Here is a 22412-nt window from a genome sequence, read left to right on the forward strand (position 1 = left end):
TCATTCCCCTCGTGTGGTGGGTTGGGAGGTGACGCAGAGCCTGCCATGCGCCCGCCGCGCCTCCAAGTTGCCCGGCAACCAGACACCGCCCTGACCACGCCACCGGGCGACGAGGTCGTCGACCGCGCGCAGGTGCCCGTCGGTGAGCTCGCGCACACCCGATTGCAGCAGCCACCTGCGGATAACCCGCCGCCGCACCGCCGCGGGTTCGGCCGCGAGGACGCCGGCGTCCAGCCCTTCGGCTCCGCCCGCGCGGGTGAAGATCATGTCCGCCGATGTGTCCAGTGCCTCACTGTCCTCACGCAGTTGCGCGGCCGTGCGGGCGAGTGCGCCGGCGACGCCGCCGTTGAGGACGTCTTCCAGCAACGGCAGGACTTCGGTGCGCAACCGGACGCGGGTGAAGCGCGGGTCGGCGTTGTGCGGGTCCTCCCACGGCTCGACGCCGAGTTCGGCGCAGGCAGCCCGGGTGGTGGCGCGCGACACCGCCAGCAGCGGGCGGCCCCACGGCGGGTCGTACGGCCGCATCCCGGCGAGGCTGCGCGGGCCGGAGCCGCGGCCGAGCCCGAGCAGGACGGTTTCGGCCTGGTCGTCGAGGGTGTGGCCGAGCAGGACGAGGTCGTGGCCGGCCAGCGCGCGGTAGCGGGCCTTGCGCGCGGCCGCTTCCGGGCCGCCGGGGCCGGTGACGTCGGTCCGGCGCACCTCGGCTTCGTCGGCACCCAGCGCCTTGGCCGCGGCGGCCGCGTCGAGGGCGATCTTCGCCGAGCCCTCCTGCAGGCCGTGGTCGACGACCAGCGCGCGGACGCGGTGGCCGCGGTGGTGCCCGACGTACGCCGCGGCCTCGCACAGCGCGAGGGAGTCGGCGCCGCCGGAGACCGCGACGCACAGCTCGGGGGGTGCCTCGACCGCGTCCAGGAACGCGCGGACGGCCCGGCGGACGGCCGCGACCGCCGTCCCGGTCATCCGTGCAGGCGCCGGACCCACGCGGCCGGGTCGGCGATCTCGGCGCGCGAGGGCAGGGTGTTCGGCGAGCGCCAGACGGCGTTGAAGCCGTCCATGCCGACGGCGTCCACGACGTGCTTCGTGAACTTCGAGCCTTCTTCGTACTGACGGATCTTCGCGTCGACGCCGAGCAGCGCGCGCAGCAGCCGGTCGAAGACGCCGCCGCCCTTGCGCCGGGCGGTGAACCGCGCGCGGATCGTGTCGACGCTCGGGACGACCTGCGGGCCGACGGCGTCCATCACGAAGTCGGCGTGGCCTTCCAGCAGCGTCGACAGGGCCAGGAGCCGGTCGAAGACCGCTCGTTCCTTCGGCGACTGGAGCAGCTCGGCGAGGTTCAGCTTCGGCCCCTGCTTGATCGCCTCGGGCAGCCGGCCGACCAGGTCGGCGAGGCTGTCGGAGCCGCCGCCCGCGAGCCCGGTGACGAGCCGCTCGACCTCGTCGGCGAAGTAGTCGCGCAGCCACCGGACCGCGGTGAACTGGAGCCGGTGGGTGCATTCGTGCAGGCAGACCCAGAGCCGGAAGTCGCGGCCGGGGACGTCCATCGCCCGCTCGGCGGCGACGACGTTGGGCGCGACCAGCAGCAGCTGCCCCTCCTTGTCCGCGCCGCCGAACGGGTCGTACTGCCCGAGCACGCGGCTGGCCAGGAACGCGAGCACCAGCCCGGTCTGCACGCCCGCGCCACCGGCGAGGATCGGCCCGAACGGCCCGCCCTGCCGGGGCAGCGCGCGCCCGGTCAGCGCGTCCAGCCCGCCCGCGGCCGAGCGCACCCAGCCGGGGCGGTCGACGACCTCGCCGGGCAGCAGCGGCAGGTCGAGGCCCAGGTTCGTCAGCTCCCGGACGTGCCCTTCGGCCACGACGGTGAGCTCGCGCAGATCGGTCACGGCCGCCTCGGCCTCTTCGCGCGGGACCTGCGGGCCGCCGCGCACGAGCAGCGCGCCCGTCTGCGCGGCGAGTGCCCAGTCGACCATGGACCGGGTCTCGGTTTCCTGACTCACCCTTCCGACGCTACCTGCCCGGTGTGGGTTTCCGGCCACGATCTTCGTACGGTTTGTTACGAGCACCCGCACTTGCGGAGGCTGGTGGCCAGGGCGTCGATGGCGTCCCGGCCCGGTTGCTGGTCGGAGCCGTTGGACATGAACGCGAACACCAGCACCCGCCCGTCCTGGTCCAGTACCAGCCCGGCGAGGGTGTTGACGCCGGTCAGCGTGCCCGTCTTGGCCCGCACCCAGCCGCGGCCGGCCTGCGACGCCGGCGTCTCGAACCGCTTGTCGGCCAGGGTGCCCGAGCCGCCCGCCACCGGGAGGCCGGCCAGCATCGCGCGCAGCTTGCCGGTGTTCGGGTTCTTGCCGTCCGGGGCCGCCGCGGCGGCCATCAGCTGGGTCAGCAGCTTCGCCGGGATCTTGTTCTCGGTCGAGATGCCGCTGCCGTCGGAGAGCTTGACGCCCGCGGTGTCGAAACCGTGGTCCTTCAGCACCTTGATGGTCGCCGCGGCACCGCCCGCGAAGGTCGCCTCCTGGCCGGTCGCCAGCGCGACCTGGCGGGCGAGGGCCTCGGCGAGGACGTCGTCGGACAGCTCCATCGTGTCCGAGACCAGCTCGGTCAGCGGGGCCGACTTGACCTCGGCGAGGACCTTCGCGTCCTTCGGCGCGGTCGCCTGGCCGCCCGGCGACGCGCTGAGCTTCGACGCGATCGTCCCGGCCAGCGCGCTGCCCGCGTTGGGCACGCGCTGGGAGTTGTTGTTCTTCGGGTCCTGGCGCCCGGCGTCGGCCATCACCGAGCCGATCTGGGTGGCGAACGTCGAGGGCGCGTCGCCGGCGGCCCAGCCCGGCGCGGTCGTCGCGCCCTTGAACAGGCTGAGGTCGACCTGCACCTTCTTGACGTTCGGGTTGGCCTTCTTCACCTGGGCGACGAGGTCGTCGACGTGCGCGGCACCCGGGTACAGCGGCGACTCGGTGCCCAGCGGCAGCGCGGTCAGCGTGACGTCGCCGCCGCCGACCAGGATCACCGTGCCCGGGTCGGCACCCTGGACGATCTTCGTCGACAGCCGCGTGTTCGGGTCCATGGACAGCAGCGCGGCCGCCGTCGTGAGCACCTTCGTCGTCGACGCCGGGGTCACCGCCGTCGACGCGCTGTGGTCCCACAGCGTCGTGCCGGTCACCGGGTCGACGACGCTGCCGTTGAGCTGGCCGAGCGCGCCGTTGCCGGCCGGGCCGGCCAGCACGGACTTGACGCCGTTCGCCGTCGGCGCCCGTCCGGCCGTGTCCGGGCCCTGGAGCTGGCGCGTGGCCGCGACCGGGTCGGGGCTGTCGCCCTTCGGCGCGTTCGGCGCCCACGGCAGGCCGAGCCGGTTCGACACCTTCGGCATCGCGGCCGCGACCCCGCCGCCGGCCAGCAGCAGCACGACGACCGCGACGATGGCGATGATCTTGCCCTTGCGGCGCTTCTTTGGCGGTTCGCCGGCGGCCGCGGGCTCCGCCGGGGGCGGCGGCTCCGCGGGCGGCTCGTTCCGCGGCTGGGGGTGCTGCTGGAAGGCACCGGGGAACTGGGTGGGCCGCTCGATCCCGACGGTCGCCTCGGCGTCGAACCGCTGCCCGTCCGGCTCGATCCGCATCGGCCGGGCCAGCGACCCCGCGGACGCCGACGGGACGACCCCGCGCGGCGGCTCCGGCGGCAGCCCGGGACGCCGTTCGGCCGGCTCGGCGGTGCGCTCCGGCAGATCGGTGCGCGGGCGCTCGGCGGGACGGTTCTCCGGCAGGTCGAGGCGCTGTGCCCAGGGCGCGTCGGCTCGCTGCGGGGACTCCTGGCGGCGCTGGGCGTCCCCGCGCTTCAGCTGTTCTTCCCGGCGCTGCTGCTCCTCGCGCCAGAGCTGGAGCTCTTCGCGCCACGGCTGCGTGTCCGGCTTCTCGGCCCGCGGCTCTTCGTGGCGTTCCGGCTGCTCGCCGGGCCAGACGTCGCGCTCGACCGGCACGATCGGCGTCTTCTTCGGCTCGGCCTCGATGTACTGGGTGCTCTCGGCCTGCTTGACGTCGATGTACTGCGTGCTCTCCGCGGCCGGCGCCGGCTCCGCCTCGGCGGGTTCCGGTTTCGGCGTCGGCTTCGGTTCGCGGGAACCGAGCCGGTCGGCGAGGTCCTGCTTCGCCGGGGGCGGCGGGGGCGGCGGCTCTTCGGCGGGCGCGTTCAGGCCCGGGATCGGTTCGGGCGCGACGTTCGGCGCGAACCAGGATCCCTTCGGCGCCTCACTGCCTGTGACGTTGGGCACGCCGGGGCTCGGCGAGGCGCTCGCCGGCGGGTCGGGCAGCGCCATCGGCGTGGTCTCCCGCGCACCGGACGACGAGCCGTCTTCGTCCGACGACGGCCACATCGGCTGGTCGTTTTCCGGCACCCACCACTCCTTCTCACCTGCCCCGGAAGGGGCCAAGCTCACATGCCTCCGGGCCGACATCGATGCGACCCGGACGCAGGGCGTAGTCCACACTAGGAGACGTCAAGACAGTCATGAAGGTTGCCGCCCGCGAGCTGCGGGCACGCCCGGATCTATAAAGAAGCAGCGAGGACGCCGTGGAGTTCGACGTCACGATCGAAATCCCCAAAGGGGAGCGCAACAAGTACGAGGTCGACCACAAGACCGGCCGTATCAAGCTGGACCGGACCCTGTTCACGGCCACGCAGTACCCGGCCGACTACGGCTTCATCGACGACACCCTCGGCCAGGACGGCGACCCGCTGGACGTGCTGGTGCTCGTCCAGGAGCCGACGTTCCCGGGCTGCCTGATCCGCTGCCGCGCGATCGGCATGTTCCGGATGACCGACGAGAAGGGCCCGGACGACAAGGTCCTCGCCGTCCCGACGAACGACCCGCGCCTCGAGCACCTGCGCGACATCCACCACCTGAACGAGTTCCACAAGCTGGAGATCCAGCACTTCTTCGAGGTCTACAAGGACCTCGAGCCCGGCAAGAGCGTCGAAGGCTCGTCCTGGGTCGGCCGCACCGAGGCCGAGAACGAGATCGCCCGCTCGTACGAGCGCGAGACCGACCGGCTGGCGAAGGAAGAAGCCAACGGCGGCCACTGAGCCCGCGGAAAGGCCCCCTCGGGAAGTCCCGAGGGGGCCTTTCTCATTCCCCGGTCAGTGCGCCAAGGCGAGGGCGGGAGCCTCTTCGGCCTCCGCGCGCTGCTCCATCGCCGACTTGTCCGACAGCGGCTTCTCCTTGAGGAACCACACCAGCGCGAACCCGACGGTCAGCACGATCCCGCCGACCAGGAACACCGTGCTCATCGACTCGGCGAAGCCCTGCAGGATCGGCCGGGCCAGCGTCGGGTCGAGCGTGGACAGGAACGACGTGTCGTTGACGTCGAGGCCGCTCTGCATCTGCTTCGCGAACTCCGGGTGCTGCGCCAGCGCCGTCACGTAGGCCGGCGTGGTCATCGCCGAGCGGATGGCGTTCGCGATCCGGTCGCCGACCGTGCCGAACAGGATCGACAGGAACACCGCGGTGCCCGCCGTGCCGCCGATCTGCCGGAAGAACGTCGCCGCCGAGGTGGCGACGCCGATGTCCTGCGGGCGGACGTCGTTGGTCGCGGCCAGCACCAGCGTCTGCATCGAGGCGCCGAGGCCGAGGCCGATCACGAAGGCGATCACCATGACCAGGGCCAGCGAGCTGTCGACGGTGATGGTCGACAGGGCGAACAGCGCCGCCGCCATCAGGCCGATCCCGGCCACCGCGAACATCTTGTAGCGCCCGGTCTTCGAGATGAGCCGTCCGCTGGTCATGCTCGCGGACATGATGCCCAGCGTCAGCGGGAGCATCTGCAGGCCGGCCTGGGTCGGCGTCGCGCCCTTGACGATCTGCAGGTACAGCGGCAGCGACATCATCGCGCCGAACATCCCGGCACCCTGCACGACGGTGACGAGCGTCGACATCCGGAACACCGGCCGCTTGAACAGGCGCAGCGGGAGCAGGGCGGCGTCGCCCATCCGGCGTTCGATCCAGACGAACGCGGCCACGCCCAGCCCGCCGACGACGTACATCGCGATCGAGGCGGCGGAGCCCCAGCCCCACTCGCGGCCCTGCTCGGCGACGATCAGCAGCGGCACCAGGCCGGTGGCCAGCGCCACGGCGCCCCAGTAGTCGACCTTCTGGTCCACGCGGGTGTGCGGGAGGTTCAGCACCTTGGTGACGACGACCAGCGCGGCGAGCGCGATCGGGACGTTGACCAGGAAGACCCAGCGCCAGCCGGTGATGCCGGCGAAGGTGTCGATGCCGGCGAAGAAGCCGCCGACGACCGGCCCGGCGACGCTCGAGATGCCGAACACCGCCATGAAGTAGCCCTGGTACTTGCTGCGCTCACGCGGCGCCGTGATGTCGGTGATGATCGCCAGCGCCAGCGACATCAGGCCACCGGCGCCGAGGCCCTGGAAGGCGCGGAACGCGGCGAGCTCGTACATCGACGTCGCCATGCCGCTGGCCAGCGAGCCGACCAGGAACAGCGAAATCGCCGTCAGGTACATGGGCTTGCGGCCGTAGAGGTCGGACAGCTTGCCGTACAGCGGCGTCGAGAGCGTCGCGGTGATGAGGTACGCGGTGGTGGCCCAGGCCTGCAGGGACAGGCCGTGCAGCTCGTCGGCGATGGTGCGCATCGAGGACGAGACGATCGTCTGGTCGAGCGCGGCCAGGAACATGCCGAGCATCAGCCCGGACAGGACGGTGAGGATCTGGCGGTGGGACAGTTTGCCGTTCGTAGCGGCTGCTCCTTCCGCCGTGGTGGTGTCGCTCATGGTGGTCTCCCTCAGCCTTCGTGCGTAGTTGCTTGTATCCGTCAACTACTTGTCTCGACCAAGTATTCCCAGAGAGCTTGCATCGTGCAATCAAATTTCCTGTGAGCCCGGTCTCGTGCCCCGCTTGACGGCTTTCGCGACCACCGTCACCTCGGCGGAGGGGACATCGAGGCTGGTCACGAAGCCGTAGAGGCCGGCCAGGTCCCGGCACCAGACGGCGGCCATCAGGTTGGTGACGCCGGTCGTGGCGAGGGTGCCGTGGACCATCGGGTGGGTCGCGAGCCGCCGTCCCACCTCGTCGAGCCGGCCGGGCGGGACGGTCATCCAGACGTTGGCGTCGACGGCCAGGCCCAGCGCTTCGACGTCGATGTTCGCGTAGGTGCGCAAGCGCCCGGCAGCGGCGAGCCGCTCGATCCTCCGGCGGACGGTGGACTCCGGAGCTTCGCCCGCCAGCTCGCCCGGCCCGAGCCGGGCGTCGGCGGCCAGCCGGCGCAGCAGCCGCCGGTCGAGGTCGTCGAGCGGGACGTCCTCGCCGGTCGGCGGCGGGGTCAAAGCGGCCACCTCGGCGGCGGTGAGCAGGCCGGTGCGCCACTGGGTCGCGTCGGAGAAGACGTGCAGGACCGAGTGCGCGCGCAGCTCCGTGACCGCGGAGGTCGACGGCAGTGCGTCGTGCACGAGCCGGCCGTCGAGACCACCCAGCGCGACGGCGCTGATCTCCTCGCCGCCCGCGAGAATGTCGACGAAGAGGACGTCGTCGCGCTTGGCCAGTGCCTCGGCGAGCACGGACGTCCGGCCGCGGAGCACCTTGACCCGCAAAAGCATCGCGCCGCGCAGGCCGTGCTCGGGATTGGGGACGCAGACGACCTTCAGCCGCCCGTCGGCGCGAAGCCGGGCGATGACGCGGGTGACCGTGCGCGGCGAGAGCTCGAGGACCTCGGCGATCCGGCCGGGCCCGGCACGGCCGTCGACCTGCAGGGCTGACACCACCCGCTGTTCGATTTCGGTCATCAGCTGCGTCATGGAGTCCAGTTTCGCTCACTTCGCAGCGCTGGAGTACCGCATTCGACCGTCCGCGCCGGATCCTGACCGCATGCTGAAATCCGTGATCGACATCGTGGAAACCCTGGCCGCGGACGTCCGCGGCCCGGAGCGGCCGCCCGCTTCGCTCGAAGAGCTGGGCACGGTCTTCTCAGCCATCGACGACCCGCTGGCCGCGCGCCTCCGAGCCGCGCTGACCGAGGTCAGGCCCGGCGCCAAGTGGGCGGGCGAGTTCGAGGACCTGCCCGCCGGCGAGGTCTGGGTCGTCGACGCGCTCGACGGCGCCGTCCAGCTGCTGCAGGGCCTGCCGCAGTACTGCGTCACCGTGACGCTGGTGCGCGACGGCGAGCCGGAGCTGACGGTGCTGCACTCGCCGTGGCTTGAAGAGACCTACGCGGCGTGGAGGGGCGAAGGCGCGACGCGGAACGGAACACCCATTGAGCCGTCGAGGAAGCAGAGCCTCGACGCGGCCGTCGCCGCGACCAGCCAGCCGCCGTTCGTCATGACGCAGCCGGGGGTGGCCGAAGCCGCCGGGCGGTCACTGACCGCGGTGCTCCGGGAAGCCGCCGCGGTGCGGAACCTCGGACCGACGTCCTGGCAGGTCGCCGACGTCGCCGCCGGGCGGCTCGACCTCTTCTGGCAGTACGGCCGCGACGCGACGAACCTCGCCGGTGCCGCGCTGGTCGCGCGGGAGGCCGGCGCGGTGGTCAGCACCGCCGGCGGCGCCCGGTGGACGCCGTCGGCGGGGAGCTTCCTCGCCGCCGCGCCGGCCCTGCACGAACGGACCGTGGAACTCCTGCGTCAGGCGGAGTAGCCCGGGATCGGGAACGGCGCCAGGAACTCGCGGATCTCCGCGGCGATCGTGTCGAGCGCCGCCTCTTCGGCAGCCGCGGCCGCCGTCACCGTGCGGTCGATCCACTCCGCCACCTGGACCTGGTGCTCCGGCTTGAGGCCGCGGGTCGTGATCGCGGACGTGCCGAGCCGAATACCGGACGGGTCGAACGGCTTGCGCGGGTCGAACGGCACCGTGTTGTAGTTCAGCTCGATGCCCGCGCGGTCGAGCGCCTGCGCGGCCGGCTTGCCCGCGACCGCCTTGTTCGTCAGGTCGATCAGCAGCAGGTGGTTGTCCGTGCCGCCGGACACCAGGTCGTACCCCTTCGCCAGGAGCGCGTCGGCCAGCGCCTTCGCGTTGGCGACGATCGTGTGCGCGTACTCGGAGAACGACGGCTGCTGCGCCTCCCCGAGCGCGACGGCGATCGCCGCGGTCGTGTGGTTGTGCGGGCCGCCCTGCAGACCCGGGAACACGGCCTTGTCGACGGCCTTCGCGTGGTCGGCGTCGGAGAGGATCATCGCGCCACGCGGGCCGCGCAAGGTCTTGTGCGTGGTCGTCGTGATCACCTGGGCATGCCCGACCGGCGACGGGTGCGCGCCACCCGCGACCAGGCCGGCGATGTGCGCGATGTCGGCGACGAGCACCGCGTCCACCTCGCGCGCGATCTCGGCGAACGCCGGGAAGTCGATCGTGCGCGGGATCGCCGTGCCGCCGGCGAAGATCAGCTTCGGCCGGTGCTGGCGGGCGAGGTCGCGCACCTGGTCGAGGTCGACGCGCCCGGTTTCCTTGGCGACGCCGTAGCGCACGGGGGTGAACCACTTGCCGGTCGCGGACACGCTCCAGCCGTGCGTGAGGTGGCCGCCGTCCGGCAGCGCCATGCCGAGCACGGTGTCGCCGGGCTGGGCGAACGCCAGGTACACGGCCAGGTTCGCCGGGGACCCGGAGTACGGCTGGACGTTCGCGTGCTCGGCGCCGAACACGGCCTTCGCCCGCTCGATGGCCAGCTGCTCGACCAGGTCGATGAACTGCTGGCCTTCGTAGTAGCGCTTGCCCGCGTAGCCCTCGGAGTACTTGTTGGTGAGCACGGTGCCGGTCGCCTCGAGCACGGCCTGCGAGACGTAGTTCTCCGAGGCGATCAGGCGGATCTTGTCGTGCTGGCGCTTCGCCTCGTCCTCGACGAGCCCGGCGATGGCGGGGTCGGCGGCGGCGAGTGCGTTCAGTTTCGGCTGGTGTGTCATGGCGTACTCCGGCTCTGGAGTGGCCTTCACCCAGGCGCGCGGTGCCGGCCTCGTCGTCGCTTCCCGGTGGTGCTCCACCTCGATGGCGCCAGTCGCTGCTGCGCGTAAGAGCCTAGTCCACCCCGCTCGAGGCTCGACGGTGTTCGGCGCACCACTTGCGGGTGCAGCCCGAGGTGCGGTCGCAGAACGGCCTGCCGCAGGTCGCGCAGCGCTTGACGCGGCGCCAGCCGCCGACGGTCACCAGCTCCGCCAGGCCGGCCGCGCCCGCGGCCAGCTCGCTTTCGCTTGCGCGCGGCGTCACGTAGACGATCCGCCACGCCGCGCCGGTGTCGACGAGCCGCGGCCGCGCCCCGGCCTCCGCCAGCACGGCGTTGAGGCGGCGCGCGGCCGCGTGTTCGTCGGGCAGCTGCGCGACGATTCCGCTCAGCTGCGGATTTCCTTGGCGCAGCAACCGTTCCGCCACCCCGAGCTCGGGGTCCAGTGCGTGGAACGGCGGCACGACCGCGTGCTTGCGCACGTCAGTCGACGACCACGACGCCCATGGACCGGGCCGTGCCCGCGATCGTGCGCATCGCCATCTCGACGTCCGAGGTGTTGAGGTCGGGCAGCTTGCGTTCGGCGATCTCGCGCAGCTGCTCTTTGGTGAGTTTGCCGGCGACCTCGTGCCCGGGCCGCGCGGAACCCTTGTCCCCCAGCGCTTTCTTGATGAGGAACGACGTCGGGGGCGTCTTGAGCCGGAGCGCGAACGAGCGGTCCTCGAAAACCGAGACGACCACCGGCACGATGTCGCCGCGCTGGGTCGCCGTCGCGGCGTCGTAGGCCTTCTTGACCTCGACGAGGTTGACCCCGGTCTGCCCCAGCATCTTGCCGAGGTCGACGACCGGGGCGTTGCCCGCGCTGAGTTCGAGGGTGACCTGGTGGGTGAGTTTCTTCGGAGCCATGCCCCGAAGCTAGGGTCTCCAGTTACTGGAGGGTCAATCCAACGGCTCGACGCCGGCCTTGTGACGCTTCGCGAGGTCCTGGTAGACCGCCGCGTTGTGCTCGACCCACAGGCGCGCCGAGTCGGTCAGCGGGACGAACTTCTTCGCCGGGCTGCCCATCGCGACGACCTCGGACGGCACCTCGGTGCCCGGCGTCACCGTCGCGCCGGCCGCGACCAGCGTCCGCTCGCCGATCTTGGCGTCGTCCAGGACGGTCGAGCCGTTGCCGATCAGCGCCTGCTCGCCGACCGTGCAGTCGTGCACCAGGCACTGGTGGCCGACGGTGACGTTCTTGCCGATCTCGCACACCTTGCCGACGTTGACGTGCACGACCGAGTTGTCCTGGATGTTCGCGCCCTCCCGGACGACGATCTTGCCGAAGTCGGCGCGCAGCACGGCGCCGTACCAGATCGAGGCGTCCTTCTCGACGACGACGTCGCCGATGAGGGTGGCCGTGGGGGCGATGAAGGCGTCCGGGTGGACCTGCGGGCTACGCCCTTCGAACGAGAACTGAGGCATGCCCCAGACCCTAAACCGCCCCCGTGTGCTCAGCCGGTGATCGCCGCATTGATCAGGATGTCCACGGCCTGGTCGTTGCGGGTCGTCTGCGGCACGATCTGGGTGTCGCGTGGGTAGAAGCCCGGGCTGCTGCCCTTCGGATACATCTCGAAGGTGAAGCTCCAGATCTTGTGCGTCGCCCACATCCAGTCGTTGACGCTGCCGTCGGTGATGTAGAGGTCGCTGGACTGCTGCGGCGTGTAGCCGTTGGTCGCGGCCATCTGCCTGCCGAGCGACTGGAACTTCTGCGCCTCGGCCGCGGTCAGGCCCGGCGCGGTGTCGGCGTAGGTGTACCCGAACGGCCAGAGCACCAGCTCGGAGTAGGTGTGGAAGTCGATGTGCGTCTTGATCTGCTGGACACCGCCGACCACGCGCGAGTTCACCCAGTTCGAGACGGCGCGGGTCTCGGGCGCGGAGAACGCCGCCGTGCCGCGGTAGGTCTCGCTGGACGTCGAGCCCGACGAGCCGCCGCAGCAGCCCCACTTGTAGCCCCAGTTCCGGTTGGTGTCGGTGCCGGGGCCCTGGCGGTTCTTGCGCCAGCTGTGGAACGTGCCGCCGGAGATGTCGTACTCGGAGCCGTCCGGGTTGACGCTCGGGAGCACCCAGATCTCGGTGCTGTCGACGAGCCGCTTGATCGCGCTGTTCGTGGCGTACCCGCTGGTCAGGCGGTCCACGATGTGCAGGCACATCTCGGTGGTGAGGTGCTCGCGCGCGTGCTGGTTGCAGGTGAAGAGGACCTCGGGCTCGTTCTCGTCGGTCGCCGCGTTGTCGGAGATCTTGATCAGCGAAAGCGCGCGGCCTTCGTACGACGTCCCGGCGCTGCCGAGCTTGGTCAGCGAAGGGTAGTTCGCGACGGCCTTCTGCAGCTCGGTCTGCGTTTCGGCGTAGGTGTGGTAGCCGGTGTAGCCGGCCGGGAAGTCCTCGACGGTCGCCGCGGTCCGCGGCCGGTCGACCTGGCCGAGCGCCTTCACGCCGAAGCCGAGCGCGCGCAGCTGGGCGGCTTCGGCCGGGTTGGCGATGACGGTCGTCGTGCCGTTCGTGCTGTCGAGGATGTCGGCGCCGGTCCGGGCGACCTCGGTGCGCTGCTGGGCGGTGCCGGTGCCCGTCACCTCGTAGACCTGGGGTCCGGCGGTGGGCTGGGCACCGGCCACGCCGCCGGTGGTGAGCATCAAGAGGGCGGCCGCGGCCGCCGCCAGGCACGTTCGTGGGCGCATCACGTCTCCTGCTCTCGGGGGGTCTTCCGACCCTGGCCGGAGCCGGACGTAGTGCGCAATCCGTACGTCTACGGATCTAAAGGGCGTTGCTAGCCGTAGTTGGCGAAGCAGAGCGCCTCGATGTCGCCGCGAAGCGCGGCGAACGGCCGCGGGCGTACCCGCTGCTGGACGACGGTGCCGAGCAGGTACGACAGGAGCGCGCGGGCCCGCGCGCGCGGGTCGTCGACGTCCAGCGGGGCGAGCAGCTCGGCCAGCAGCTCGGTGAGCGACGTGAGCATGGCGTCGATGGCCTGCGGGTGCTGGGCGCGGCCGGCGGCGATCCAGTACTCGAACCAGAGGAACGCCGCGTTGGGGTTGGCGGCGAAGACGCTCAGGTACTCCTCGAGGACGGCGAAGAGGCGCTTACGCGGGTCGTCGTGCTTCGCGGCGACCTCGCGCAGCCCCGCGGCGAAGGCGGTGATGTGCGCGGCCATGGCGCGGTCGATGAGGACGTCGATGTCGGCGAAGTAGTAGTGGATCGCGCTCTTGGTGAGCGGGCCGGCGTCGGCGATGGCTCGCACGGTGCACCCGGCGAGCCCGTCGCGGGCGAGGACGATCCGCGCGGCCTCGACGATCTGTTCCTGCTTGGCCAGCTGGTTCGGGGAAAGCCGGTCGCTGCGACCGGGGACTGCGCTCACGGTGATTCTCGTTACCTTCTGACTGGACGGCAGCCCCGAATCCTAGGGCAGACGTCCCGCGGGTGGCCTCGGGGTGAAAAACCGGATTGGCCACCCCGGTCCGCACAGCGGACAATGCCCGGCATGGTGATCTCAGGGGACAAGGGGCTCAGCTCGGCAGCGCGCAGCCAGCTGGAGAAGGAAATCGCGAACCTGCGCGCGCAGCGGGAGGCTCTGGCGCCGCAACCCGGCGAGCAGGAGCGCACGGGCGACGCGGCGGACCAGGCGGACGTGATCGACCGCGCGGAGGCGGCGGCCCGGCTGGACCGCCAGATCGCGGACCTGGCCGCGAAGATGGAACACGGCGGCTACGGAAACTCCCAGCTCCCCGACGGCACGGTGGTGACGCTCAAGTTCTCGGACGGAGACGAGGAGACGTTCCAGGTGGTGACGGTCCCGGGCGAAGACGCGGACGCGATCACCTCGGACAGCCCCCTGGGCCTGGCCCTGGTAGGCGCAAAGGCGGGCGACGAGATCACCTACCGAACCCCTCGAGGCGACGCAAAGGCCACGGTGGTCAAGGTAACGCCCCCGAAGTAACCCCCTGCTGATCCCGAAGGCCCCCGGCCACAAGCCGGGGGCCTTCGTTCGTACTTTTGACCCGTAAGGGTGGTTCTGCAAAGGAAAAATCGCGAGAAACCCGCCAACGCAAGCGGGACGGGGGGCCGGGGGCGGAGCCCTCCGGGCGGGGTGCGGGGCGGAGCCCCGCAAGATACGTGAAGCCAAAAAAGGCCCCTGCCCTCGAGGGGCAGGGGCCAAGCATTGGCTGAGCCGCCTGGGGGAATCGAACCCCCGACCTATTCATTACGAGTGAATCGCTCTGGCCGACTGAGCTAAGGCGGCATGTCTCCGGCTCGCGCTGGCGACGATAGCAAGTGTAGCGGAGGCTGTGCGCGTCACTTTCCGGGGGGACCGTCGTTAGGGCCCTATGACGTCGGTCTCACTCCCCGGTCGACCTATCTGGAGGCTCTGGCACATGCGGCGAAGACTGCACCGTTCGGCGGCGCTGCCGGCGGCTGCTGCGTTGCTCCTGTTCAGCGCGGTGCCGGCGAACGCCGATCCGACTTATCCGACGACGCCGATCCCGCAGCCGGCGCATCCGGGGCAGGCGCCGATCTCGGCGCCGATCGGGCCGCAGCCGCTGGGGCAGGCCGTCGGGGATGCCGGGACCGCGCTCGGGATCATCCGGCTGCTGCCCAACGCCGTGCCGACGAAGACGATCCTGCCGGGGTTCGGGGACACCCTGCCGAAGCAGTCGGCGCTCGAGGCGGGGATGGGCCTGTCGAGCGCGTCGGCGAACTCGGACGCCTACCTGAGCTACGAGAAGGCGATCGCGCAGGCGTCGCCGTTCGGGTTGTCGATCGGCGGGAACGCGCCGCAGACTCCCGGCAGCGTCGTGCAGACCGCCTTGCCGGACAACCCGCAGCCGATCAGCGGTGGCCTCAACGCGCCGTCGAACCCGTTGTTGAACGTCGGCCTGCTGAACGGGAGCGCGCACGCGCGGTGGAGCCCGACGCTCGGGCCGTGCGTCGACACCATCGCGGACGCGAGCACGTCGGTGGCGAGCCTGTCGCTGCTGAACGTCATCCCGGCGATGCCGAACCTGGGTCTGGACGCGCTGAAGCCGAAGCTCGACCCGGGCTCGCTCGCCAGCGGGTTCGACCTGACGAAGGGCCTGCAGAGCCTGGGTGGCCTGCTGCAGGGCGGCGGGCAGACGGCGAAGGACGGCACCGGGTCGCTGCTGAGCCTGCCGAACACGCTGTCGTCGCGGTCGCAGGTGAAGCTGGTCGACGTGCCGGGCTCGAAGAACAAGGCCGTGCAGTCGACGTCGACGCTGCAGGCCGCGGACATCGAGATCCTCAAGGGCACGCCACTGGCGCTGAGCATCAAGGTGACCAGCCAGCCGACGCTGAAGGTGACGTCCACCGGTGACGCGAAGACGTCCAAAGTGGACTACACCGCGCCGGTGCTGACCATCGCGGCGGGCGGCAAGACGCTGTACACGCTGGACGCGGCGCACCCGACGAAGGACATCCCGATCGGGCTGCCGCTGAAGGGCCTGAGCGACCAGTTCGGGCAGCTGAACGACATCCCGGTGGTCGGCGGGCTGGTCTCGACGCTGACCAAGGGCATCCAGCAGGTCGGCAACACCACCGGCACGGTGCTGGACCTGGGCGTGCTGCGGCTGAGCATCGCCGGGCTGGACCAGAAGTCGGCGCAGATGACCACGCCGTTCAAGGGCTTCCAGCTGGGCGCGTCGGCGCGGTTGTTCGACCTGCAGCTGCTGCCGACGACGAAGCTCAAGAGCCTGCTGCCGGACGACCAGGCGAAGAACCTGCCGTCGTCGCTGGCCCAGCTGTCGCTGGGTGAGCAGATCGCGCGGGCGTACGCGCCGACCGACGGCGTGGTCTGCGGGTCGACGTCGACGCCGCCGGCGGGCGGCCAGGCACCGAAGGGGCCGGTGAAGAACCTTGCCTACACCGGCGGCGCGTACGACACGGTGCCGCTGTTCTGGTCGGGCACGGCAATGCTGCTGCTGGGTGTGGTGATGGTGGCCGCGATGCCGGGGACGCGTCGGCGTCCGCTGGCGGTCGCGGTCGAGGAGAAGCCGTTCAAGCCGTCACCGCGGCCGCGCGAGTGACCCGAGGGGTGTGAAGGAGCCCGCCAGGTGCGCCTGGCGGGCTCTTTCGTCTTCAGCTGCCGAGGGCGGCCATGACCTTGCGCACGGCCTCCACGACCGGAGCGCCGACCTGGCCGACCATCATCGCGACGCCGGAGACGGCGCCCAGCGCGCGGCGCAGCCGAGCCGGTTCCGGCCGGGGCGCCTGGAGGGTGGCCAGCGACTCGTCGACGACCTGGCGGTCGGTGCCGGTCACCTGGGGGCGCAACGCCTGAACGGCGGCGAGCAGTTCCCGGAACGCCGCCTGCTGATCGACGGGGCCATGGTGGACGATCTTGCCGATGCCCTGGTCGTGCACTTCGAACTTGTCGCCGCCGACCTGGTCGCCGTAGTAGTGGGTACCACTCATCAGCCGGTCCCTTCCCGCTCAGTGCACGATTTTCCCGATGCCGTGTCCGCCGACTTCGAACTTGTCCCCGCCGATGTTGTCGCCGTGGCGGGTGTAGTTCACGGTCTTGTGGAAGACCACTCGCGGATCGTCGACCGCCGCCATGATCGCGTGCACGATCTCGTCGAGGATGTGCCGTTCGGTGGTCGCCAGCGCGGTGTACGGGTTGCCGGCCGTTTCGATGACGAGCGCGAACAGCGCCGGGCGCAGCAGCAGGTAGAGCAGCCGGACCGCGGCGATCCCGATCAGCACCGCCGTCACGATCACCACGACCTGGCCGAGGCTCTTGTCCAGGTGCACGCCTTGGCTCCGCGCGGCTCGCAAACCCAGGGTCGCGCCCATGCCGAGCACCAGCCACAGCAGCGCGAAGCCAAGGAACCGGCCGAACGCGGCCGCCCGCCGGATCGTCAGCCGGACGACCCGCGCCCGCGCGATGTTGCGGACCGGGTAGGCCTCGCGGCCGACCCAGAGGACCTGGTTCTCCACCTTGACGCCGATGACACCGCTGCGCTCGGGCATGCTCCGGTCCTCCCCGTGCGGCCGACGTGACGGGAACCAGCGTCACCCGGGGGCGGAACCGCGACAATGTCCTTTCGGGCGGACCTCAGCCCTGCCGCAGAGTCGTGACCATCGCTTCGACGGCGATGCGCGGTTTGACGTTCAAGTCGATCGCCTCACGGCATTCCAGCACCGCTTCGAGGCGGCGCAGCGTCGACTCCGGCGTCCACGCCTGCGCCGCTTCGCGGATCTGGTCGGCGTGGTCGGGGTGGTTGAGCGTCGCGCCGGACCGCGTCGTGGTCACCAGGACGTCGCGGTAGAAGCCGGCCAGGTCGATCAGGGCCAGGTCGAGCGTGTCGCGCTGGGTGCGGGTCGCGCGGGACTTCTGCTTCTTCTCCAGTTGCTTGACCGCCGCTTCGGCGGCCCGCTTCGCGCCGGCGACGCCCTTGCCGACACCGTCGCCGCCCATCGCTGTGCGCAGCTCGTTGCGTTCGTCCTCGTCACGGGCCTTGCTCGCCTCGCCCGCGTCGGCCTCCGCCGCGCTGATCAGCTGGTCCGCGCTCGTGAAGACGTCGCCCGGCCGGCGGAGACCCAGCGGGATCCGCAGCACGGTCGCCCGCCGCTGCCGCGCGGCTTCGTCCGTCGCGAGCCGGCGCGCGCGGCCGACGTGGCCGCCGCACACCGAAGCCGCCCACTGCGCGCGCTCGGGATCGACGTGGTCGCGGCGCATCAGGACGTCCGCGATCGCCTCCGGCGGCGGCGTCCGCAGCGTCACCAGACGGCAGCGCGAGCGGATCGTCACCGAGACGTCCTCGGGGTGGTCCGAGGGGGCGCAGAGCAGGAAGACCGTGCGATCCGGCGGTTCCTCGACGGCCTTCAGCAGCGCGTTCGACGCGCCTTCGGTGAGCCGGTCGGCGTCCTCGATGATCACGACCTGCCAGTGGCCGGTCGTCGGGCGGCGCGCGGCCGCCTGCACGAGGGCACGCATCTCGGCGACCGAGATGGACAGGCCTTCCGGCACCACGAGCCGGACGTCGGCGTGGGTGCCCGCCATCGTCGTGTGGCAGCCGGGACAGGCGTCGCAGCCGGTGCCGGTGCTGCACTGCAGGGCCGCGGCGAACGTCCGCGCGGCCACCGAGCGGCCGGACCCGGGCGGCCCGGTGAGCAGCCACGCGTGCGTCATCGCGCCGGGCGGGGCCGGCTCGCCGGCGATGATCTTCGCGGCGGCGGACGCGGCCGCGGTCAGCGTCTCGGCCGCGGGTTCCTGGCCGACGAGCTGGTTCCAGACGCCGATGCGCTCGGTCGTCGTCACTTCGCCTCCACGCGAGGCTCTTGCGGGGTTTCGCCGGGCAGGGTGACGTCGACGTCGACGTCCAGTGGCAGCGTCACCGGCTTCTCGGTCGTCGGCGCGAGCGCGGCCAGGCGGCCGACGAACACGGCCCGCAGCGCGGTGCGGATGCGCTCGGCGACTTCGGCGTCGGTGCCGTCGGCGTCGATCACGACGTACCGGTCCGGGTCGGCCGCGGCCATCTCGGTGAGCAGGTGCTGCACGCGCCACTGGTCGTTCATCGCGGTCGACCGGTCGCGCGGCGCGCCGTTCGGAGCCGAGTCCAGCAGGACGGTCAGGTCCGGGCGCAGCCGCCCGGTCGCCCAGTCGGCGAGGCCTTCGAGCTCGTCGCTGTCCAGACCGGCGACGGCCGAGAGGTGCGCCAGCGGCGAGTCGACGAACCGCTCCATGACCACGACGGAACCGGCGTCGAGCGCCGGCTGGACGTGCCGCTCGACGATGTCGGCCCGCACCGCGGCGGCGGCCAGCGCCTGGGCCCGCGCCCCGGTCAGCGAAGCGCCGGAGACGAGGGCGGTGAGCCGCTTGTCGTCGAGGGCCGGATCGGCCGCGACGACGACGGGCCGCGTACCGCCGCGCATCCAGTCGGCGAGGTTGACGGCCTGGATCGCCGTGTTGATCGCGGTGGTGCCCTCGACGGCGATGAGGAAGCCGTTGACGCGCCGCGGCGTGCGGCGCAGGGCGTTGCGCAGGTCGGAGAGGATCGGCTCGGTGCGCTTGTCGTCCATCTGCCGGTAGGCGAAGAGGCCGGCGACCAGCGCGATCGCGGCGCCGGCGAGCATGATCGGCCGCGTGCCGTCGATCGTGACCGGGCTGCCCCAGACGGTGATGGTGCGCTTCGCGACCACACCGACCAGCACCGGGACGGTGACCGTCGTACCGAACAGCACGAGCTTCATCATCAGCTGGTAGATCGCGTTGATCCGGCCGCGGATGGCGTCCTCGACGCGCGAGCCGATGATCGTGACACCGGTGAGGAACGCCGTCCCCGCCCAGAAGCCGACCAGGACGACGGTGACGAGCGAGATCGACAGGTGCGGCGACAGCGCCACCAGGGCGAGCGAGAGCCCGGCCGCGATGATGGAGACGCCGAACAGCCGGTCGTGCGGGAGCCGCCGGGAAAGCTTCGGCGCGACCGCCATCCCGGAGGCGAGGCCGACGAAGACGGCCAGCACGAGGAGGCTGAACGCCGAGTCGCCGGCCAGCAGGCTCGACGAGTACGGCTTGGCCGAGCCGATCACGGCCCCGCCGGCGGCGAACGCGCCGAACGCGCCCACGAGCAGGCCGCGCACGAGCGGCGTGCTGCGGATGAACCGGAAGCCGTCGGCGATCATCGTGCCGACGCCGAGCTTTTCCTCGTCGGCCGGCTTGACCTTCTGCTCCGGCAGCACGTGGACGTTGCGCAGCGAGAGCTCGGGGATCCGGGTGGCGATGAGGATCGCGCTGGCCAGGTAGAGCAGGGCGGTGATGATGACGACCAGCTTCGCGATGCGGAGGCTGGTGTCTTCGCCGGGAACGTGCAGGAAGTTCGTGTTGATGCCGGTGAGGATCGCGTTCGCGCCGGCCGCGGTGACGACGGCCAGGCCGTACGTCATCACCATGCCGAGCTGGTTGGCCGTCTCGACCTGGTCGGGCCGGCGGAGCAGGTTCGGGACCGCCGCCTCTTTCGAGGGGATCCACATGCTCGCCGCGCTGCCGACGAGGAAGTTGCCGACGAGCAGCCACCACGGCGCGCTGACGAAGGCGATGGACAGCAGGAAGCCGCACCGGAGGAGGTCGGCCACGATCATGACCTTGCGGCGGTCGAACCGGTCCGCGAGCAGCCCGCCGACCGGGGCGAACAGCAGCCCCGGCGCCAGGCCGGTCAGCACGACGCCGACGAACGCGAAGTTCTGCGCGAAGTAGTTGTTCGTCAGCTTCGTGGCCAGGCCGGTGAGGGCGAGGATGTTCAGCCAGTCGGCGACGCTGCACAGGTACGTGACGCCCCAGAGGCGCCGGAACGGTTTAATCGCCAGTACCCGCCGGACCCGGTTGATCGTGGACGCCTCGGCGCCCGACGACCCACCCGGGCCGGCCCCGGGTACCGATCGCACGCCCTCGCTGATACGCCCACCCCACTAGTCACGGCGGTGCCGGACGCCCTCGTGAGGTCGCCCGACCGTGAAGTCAGGGTAGCCCGATCGGCCCTTGCCGCGCGGACGGCCCCGAGGTCCCGGCGGGGCGGGGACCAGCGAACGGACGTTAGTCGAACAGCCCGGTCACGCTGCTGACCAGGCTGGACACCATCTCGATGGCGACGAAACCGAACACGATCAGCAACGCCACGGCGAGCATGACCCCGGCGGCACTCGACGACGGCCGGTTGAACGCCGGCATCGACATCGCGGGAAGACGCCGCCGCTTGACGGGCACCACCTCGAGGTCTTCGTCGAAGTCCTCGTCGGCGTCCACGGGCGGCTTCCGCCGCAGTGGCCGCTGCAGCGGCGGCCGGTTCGGCCAGGTGCGCCGCCGGTTCCGCTGCCGCGGGAGCAGCCCGATCGGCGGGGCGACTTCTTCGCCGACGGAGCTCGTGGTGCCGGCGGGCGGGATCGCCTCCGGCGTCTTTGTGTCGTCCTCCCGGAGGGTTTCCTCGACCATCCGGCGCACGGCCTCTTCGTCGTGCGGCACCGGCCCGGCCACCGGGATGGCGGCGGGCTCGTGGCCATTCACGACCGCGGCGCGTGGCTCGGGGTCGGCCGTGACCAGCCCCGAGACGGGGTCGGCGAACACTTCGCCGGGTACTGCGGACAGAGTGCCGTCGCGCTGAGTGAGCTCGGGGGCATTGAAGAAGGGAGCCTCACCGTTCGCGCTCATGGTGACCACCTCACTACTGAATGTCCTCGCCTTTCCAGGGTAGCGACGATGGCGGATAACGCATCCGCCCAATGGCTCTGTCTCCAGTGGAGGGTCGGTCACGCTGCGCAAGCCCGTGCCCGAACCCCCTGCAGTGTCCAGTCCGCCGGTGGCCGGGTCGACCGCCAATGGTGACGGATTGTAGTGAATCCGGTCACAGCGGTTTTCGGCGGGCGGCTGGCCCGCGGTTGGCCCGTGGTGACCAGTTTGCCGGGTTCCGGTCGGGTTGGACATGGGTTCGCATCGAGGCGGAGGCCGGTCGGGTACGCCGGTTGGGCGCTTCGGTTGGCCGGTCGGAGCAGCGGCGGGGCGGGGTTGGGACCGCCGCCTCGGCCGCGCCATCGCCGCGACCCGAACCAGGCGCGTCGGCTGCTTGGGCTGGCACGCCGGCCACTCACGACGACCGGCCGGCCGGCCCCACCCCGCCTTCGGTGGATGTCACCGCGCTCTTTCGCTCAGGGTGTCTCCTCCTGTCCCAGGTCGATCATCTTGCGGCACCAGTCGCGGAGCATGCCGCGGCTGAAGGGGCTCAGCACCAGCTGGCGCAGGCCGTCGCCGCGGTCCAGGGCGGCCAGGGCGAACCTCCCCAGGTCCGTGTCCACCAGGACGAACCCGTGGTCCGGGAACTCCGCGCACAGGCCGCCGAACGCCAGCATGTCCAGGACCGCCGTGCCTGAGCGCGGCCTCGCCAGGAGCTCGCGCATCGCCCAGACGTCGTCGTCCTGGCCGTCGTGGACCAGGCCGTCGTCGTCCACCGACAGCCAGATCGCACGCGGCGATGCTCCGAACGGGACCTCCGGCAGCTCCGCCACCAGCATCTCCGGCAGCTCCTCGAAGTCGGCCAGGTGGATCGCCGTGCGGCCCGGCAGCGAGCCCATCATGAACGCCCGCTCGCCGTCCGCGTAGCAGCGGATGTCCGCCGTCTCCGGCTCGCCGTCGAACACGCCGCACAGCGCCGCCCGCACCGAACCGCGCAGCATCAGCGACACCACCTCGAAGCCGAGCTCGTTCAGCTCGCCGTCCTCGCCGAACGGCGTGCCGTCGATCCAGGCCGCCCACGCCGTGTGCCGCTCGACCTCGGCGACCAGGTCCGCCGGGTCGTCCGAGACCGGGCCGTGGACCAGGATGTCGTGGTCGCTGACGTCCGGGTTGTAGAGCCGGTCGACCGGGTCCCGGTCCGGCATCGCCGCCAGCACCGGGCCGGCCGCCAGCTCGAGCAGCTCCCTGGCCGCTGTCCGATCAGCCATTCCGCCCCCTCT

21 protein-coding genes and 1 tRNA gene are annotated in these 22412 nt (G+C 71.4%); 4 read left to right on the top strand and 18 right to left on the bottom strand.

The genetic code is table 11. The annotated features are described in order from the left end of the window. From tilS to dacB, 3 genes are all read right to left on the bottom strand, one after another. Window positions 1–960, bottom strand: coding sequence for a tRNA lysidine(34) synthetase TilS (gene tilS / locus ACWEVP_RS25870; RefSeq protein ID WP_452065133.1), 960 nt, complete (start codon window positions 958–960; stop codon window positions 1–3). Further along, window positions 957–1967: a zinc-dependent metalloprotease gene (locus tag ACWEVP_RS25875; RefSeq protein WP_452065271.1), complete on the bottom strand. Its 1011-nt coding sequence runs from the start codon at window positions 1965–1967 to the stop codon at window positions 957–959. The genes tilS and ACWEVP_RS25875 overlap by 4 nt, the downstream gene beginning before the upstream one ends. A gap of 83 nt (window positions 1968–2050) precedes the next feature. Then, complete coding sequence (gene dacB, locus ACWEVP_RS25880) at window positions 2051–4381, bottom strand: D-alanyl-D-alanine carboxypeptidase/D-alanyl-D-alanine endopeptidase (RefSeq protein ID WP_452065134.1); 2331 nt, start codon at window positions 4379–4381, stop codon at window positions 2051–2053. 176 nt (window positions 4382–4557) lie between these two features. On the opposite strand from dacB, the gene ACWEVP_RS25885 reads away from it, so the two are divergent. Then, a complete protein-coding gene (locus ACWEVP_RS25885) occupies window positions 4558–5070 on the top strand; it encodes an inorganic diphosphatase (protein WP_257918088.1) in 513 nt (170 codons plus the stop codon). A 54-nt stretch (window positions 5071–5124) separates the two neighbouring features. On the opposite strand, the gene ACWEVP_RS25890 is transcribed toward ACWEVP_RS25885, so the two are convergent. Continuing rightward, a complete protein-coding gene (locus tag ACWEVP_RS25890; RefSeq protein WP_452065135.1) occupies window positions 5125–6774 on the bottom strand; it encodes an MDR family MFS transporter in 1650 nt (549 codons plus the stop codon). Between the two features lie 90 nt (window positions 6775–6864). Then, window positions 6865–7794 (bottom strand): Lrp/AsnC family transcriptional regulator, encoded by a 930-nt coding sequence (locus tag ACWEVP_RS25895; protein ID WP_452065136.1) that lies wholly within the window; start codon window positions 7792–7794, stop codon window positions 6865–6867. Between the two features lie 70 nt (window positions 7795–7864). On the opposite strand from ACWEVP_RS25895, the gene ACWEVP_RS25900 reads away from it, so the two are divergent. Beyond that, the gene (locus ACWEVP_RS25900) at window positions 7865–8626 is read left to right on the top strand and encodes an inositol monophosphatase family protein (RefSeq protein ID WP_452065137.1); all 762 of its coding nucleotides are present in this window, start codon (window positions 7865–7867) and stop codon (window positions 8624–8626) included. Here ACWEVP_RS25900 and ACWEVP_RS25905 read toward each other — a convergent pair. The 6 genes from ACWEVP_RS25905 to ACWEVP_RS25930 form a co-directional block, all read right to left on the bottom strand. Then, window positions 8614–9882 carry a serine hydroxymethyltransferase gene (locus ACWEVP_RS25905; RefSeq protein WP_452065138.1) on the bottom strand — a complete coding sequence of 423 codons (1269 nt, stop codon included), beginning with the start codon at window positions 9880–9882 and terminating at the stop codon, window positions 8614–8616. The two genes, ACWEVP_RS25900 and ACWEVP_RS25905, sit on opposite strands and share 13 nt — an antisense overlap. 112 nt (window positions 9883–9994) lie before the next feature. After that, window positions 9995–10399: a hypothetical protein gene (locus ACWEVP_RS25910; protein ID WP_452065139.1), complete on the bottom strand. Its 405-nt coding sequence runs from the start codon at window positions 10397–10399 to the stop codon at window positions 9995–9997. Between the two features lies 1 nt (window position 10400). After that, window positions 10401–10823: a 50S ribosomal protein L11 gene (rplK, locus tag ACWEVP_RS25915; RefSeq protein WP_452065140.1), complete on the bottom strand. Its 423-nt coding sequence runs from the start codon at window positions 10821–10823 to the stop codon at window positions 10401–10403. A 33-nt stretch (window positions 10824–10856) separates the two neighbouring features. After that, a complete protein-coding gene (locus ACWEVP_RS25920; RefSeq protein WP_452065141.1) occupies window positions 10857–11381 on the bottom strand; it encodes a gamma carbonic anhydrase family protein in 525 nt (174 codons plus the stop codon). A gap of 29 nt (window positions 11382–11410) precedes the next feature. Further along, window positions 11411–12616 carry a M14 family metallopeptidase gene (locus ACWEVP_RS25925; protein ID WP_452065272.1) on the bottom strand — a complete coding sequence of 402 codons (1206 nt, stop codon included), beginning with the start codon at window positions 12614–12616 and terminating at the stop codon, window positions 11411–11413. A 107-nt stretch (window positions 12617–12723) separates the two neighbouring features. Continuing rightward, window positions 12724–13311, bottom strand: coding sequence for a TetR/AcrR family transcriptional regulator (locus ACWEVP_RS25930; RefSeq protein ID WP_452065142.1), 588 nt, complete (start codon window positions 13309–13311; stop codon window positions 12724–12726). Between the two features lie 123 nt (window positions 13312–13434). On the opposite strand from ACWEVP_RS25930, the gene ACWEVP_RS25935 reads away from it, so the two are divergent. Then, complete coding sequence (locus ACWEVP_RS25935) at window positions 13435–13890, top strand: GreA/GreB family elongation factor (protein WP_452065143.1); 456 nt, start codon at window positions 13435–13437, stop codon at window positions 13888–13890. Window positions 13891–14119: 229 nt separating this feature from the next. On the opposite strand, the gene ACWEVP_RS25940 is transcribed toward ACWEVP_RS25935, so the two are convergent. Further along, window positions 14120–14193: transfer RNA gene (locus ACWEVP_RS25940), tRNA-Thr, on the bottom strand. A gap of 133 nt (window positions 14194–14326) precedes the next feature. Here ACWEVP_RS25940 and ACWEVP_RS25945 point away from each other — a divergent pair. Next, the gene (locus ACWEVP_RS25945; RefSeq protein WP_452065144.1) at window positions 14327–15991 is read left to right on the top strand and encodes a hypothetical protein; all 1665 of its coding nucleotides are present in this window, start codon (window positions 14327–14329) and stop codon (window positions 15989–15991) included. A 52-nt stretch (window positions 15992–16043) separates the two neighbouring features. Here ACWEVP_RS25945 and ACWEVP_RS25950 read toward each other — a convergent pair whose 3' ends face one another. From ACWEVP_RS25950 to ACWEVP_RS25975, 6 genes are all read right to left on the bottom strand, one after another. Further along, window positions 16044–16379, bottom strand: coding sequence for a hypothetical protein (locus tag ACWEVP_RS25950; RefSeq protein WP_452065145.1), 336 nt, complete (start codon window positions 16377–16379; stop codon window positions 16044–16046). 18 nt (window positions 16380–16397) lie between these two features. After that, a complete protein-coding gene (locus tag ACWEVP_RS25955) occupies window positions 16398–16937 on the bottom strand; it encodes a DUF6232 family protein (protein ID WP_452065146.1) in 540 nt (179 codons plus the stop codon). An 85-nt stretch (window positions 16938–17022) separates the two neighbouring features. Further along, a complete protein-coding gene (locus ACWEVP_RS25960; protein ID WP_452065147.1) occupies window positions 17023–18228 on the bottom strand; it encodes a DNA polymerase III subunit delta' in 1206 nt (401 codons plus the stop codon). Further along, window positions 18225–20354 carry a bifunctional MFS transporter/dTMP kinase gene (locus ACWEVP_RS25965; protein ID WP_452065148.1) on the bottom strand — a complete coding sequence of 710 codons (2130 nt, stop codon included), beginning with the start codon at window positions 20352–20354 and terminating at the stop codon, window positions 18225–18227. The genes ACWEVP_RS25960 and ACWEVP_RS25965 overlap by 4 nt, the downstream gene beginning before the upstream one ends. 148 nt (window positions 20355–20502) lie before the next feature. Next, entirely contained in the window at window positions 20503–21114 is a 612-nt protein-coding gene (locus ACWEVP_RS25970) for a hypothetical protein (protein WP_452065149.1), read from the bottom strand. A 494-nt stretch (window positions 21115–21608) separates the two neighbouring features. Continuing rightward, a complete protein-coding gene (locus ACWEVP_RS25975; RefSeq protein ID WP_452065150.1) occupies window positions 21609–22400 on the bottom strand; it encodes a hypothetical protein in 792 nt (263 codons plus the stop codon). Window positions 22401–22412 lie beyond the last annotated feature (12 nt).

Source organism: Amycolatopsis sp. NPDC003865 (genome assembly GCF_053605345.1).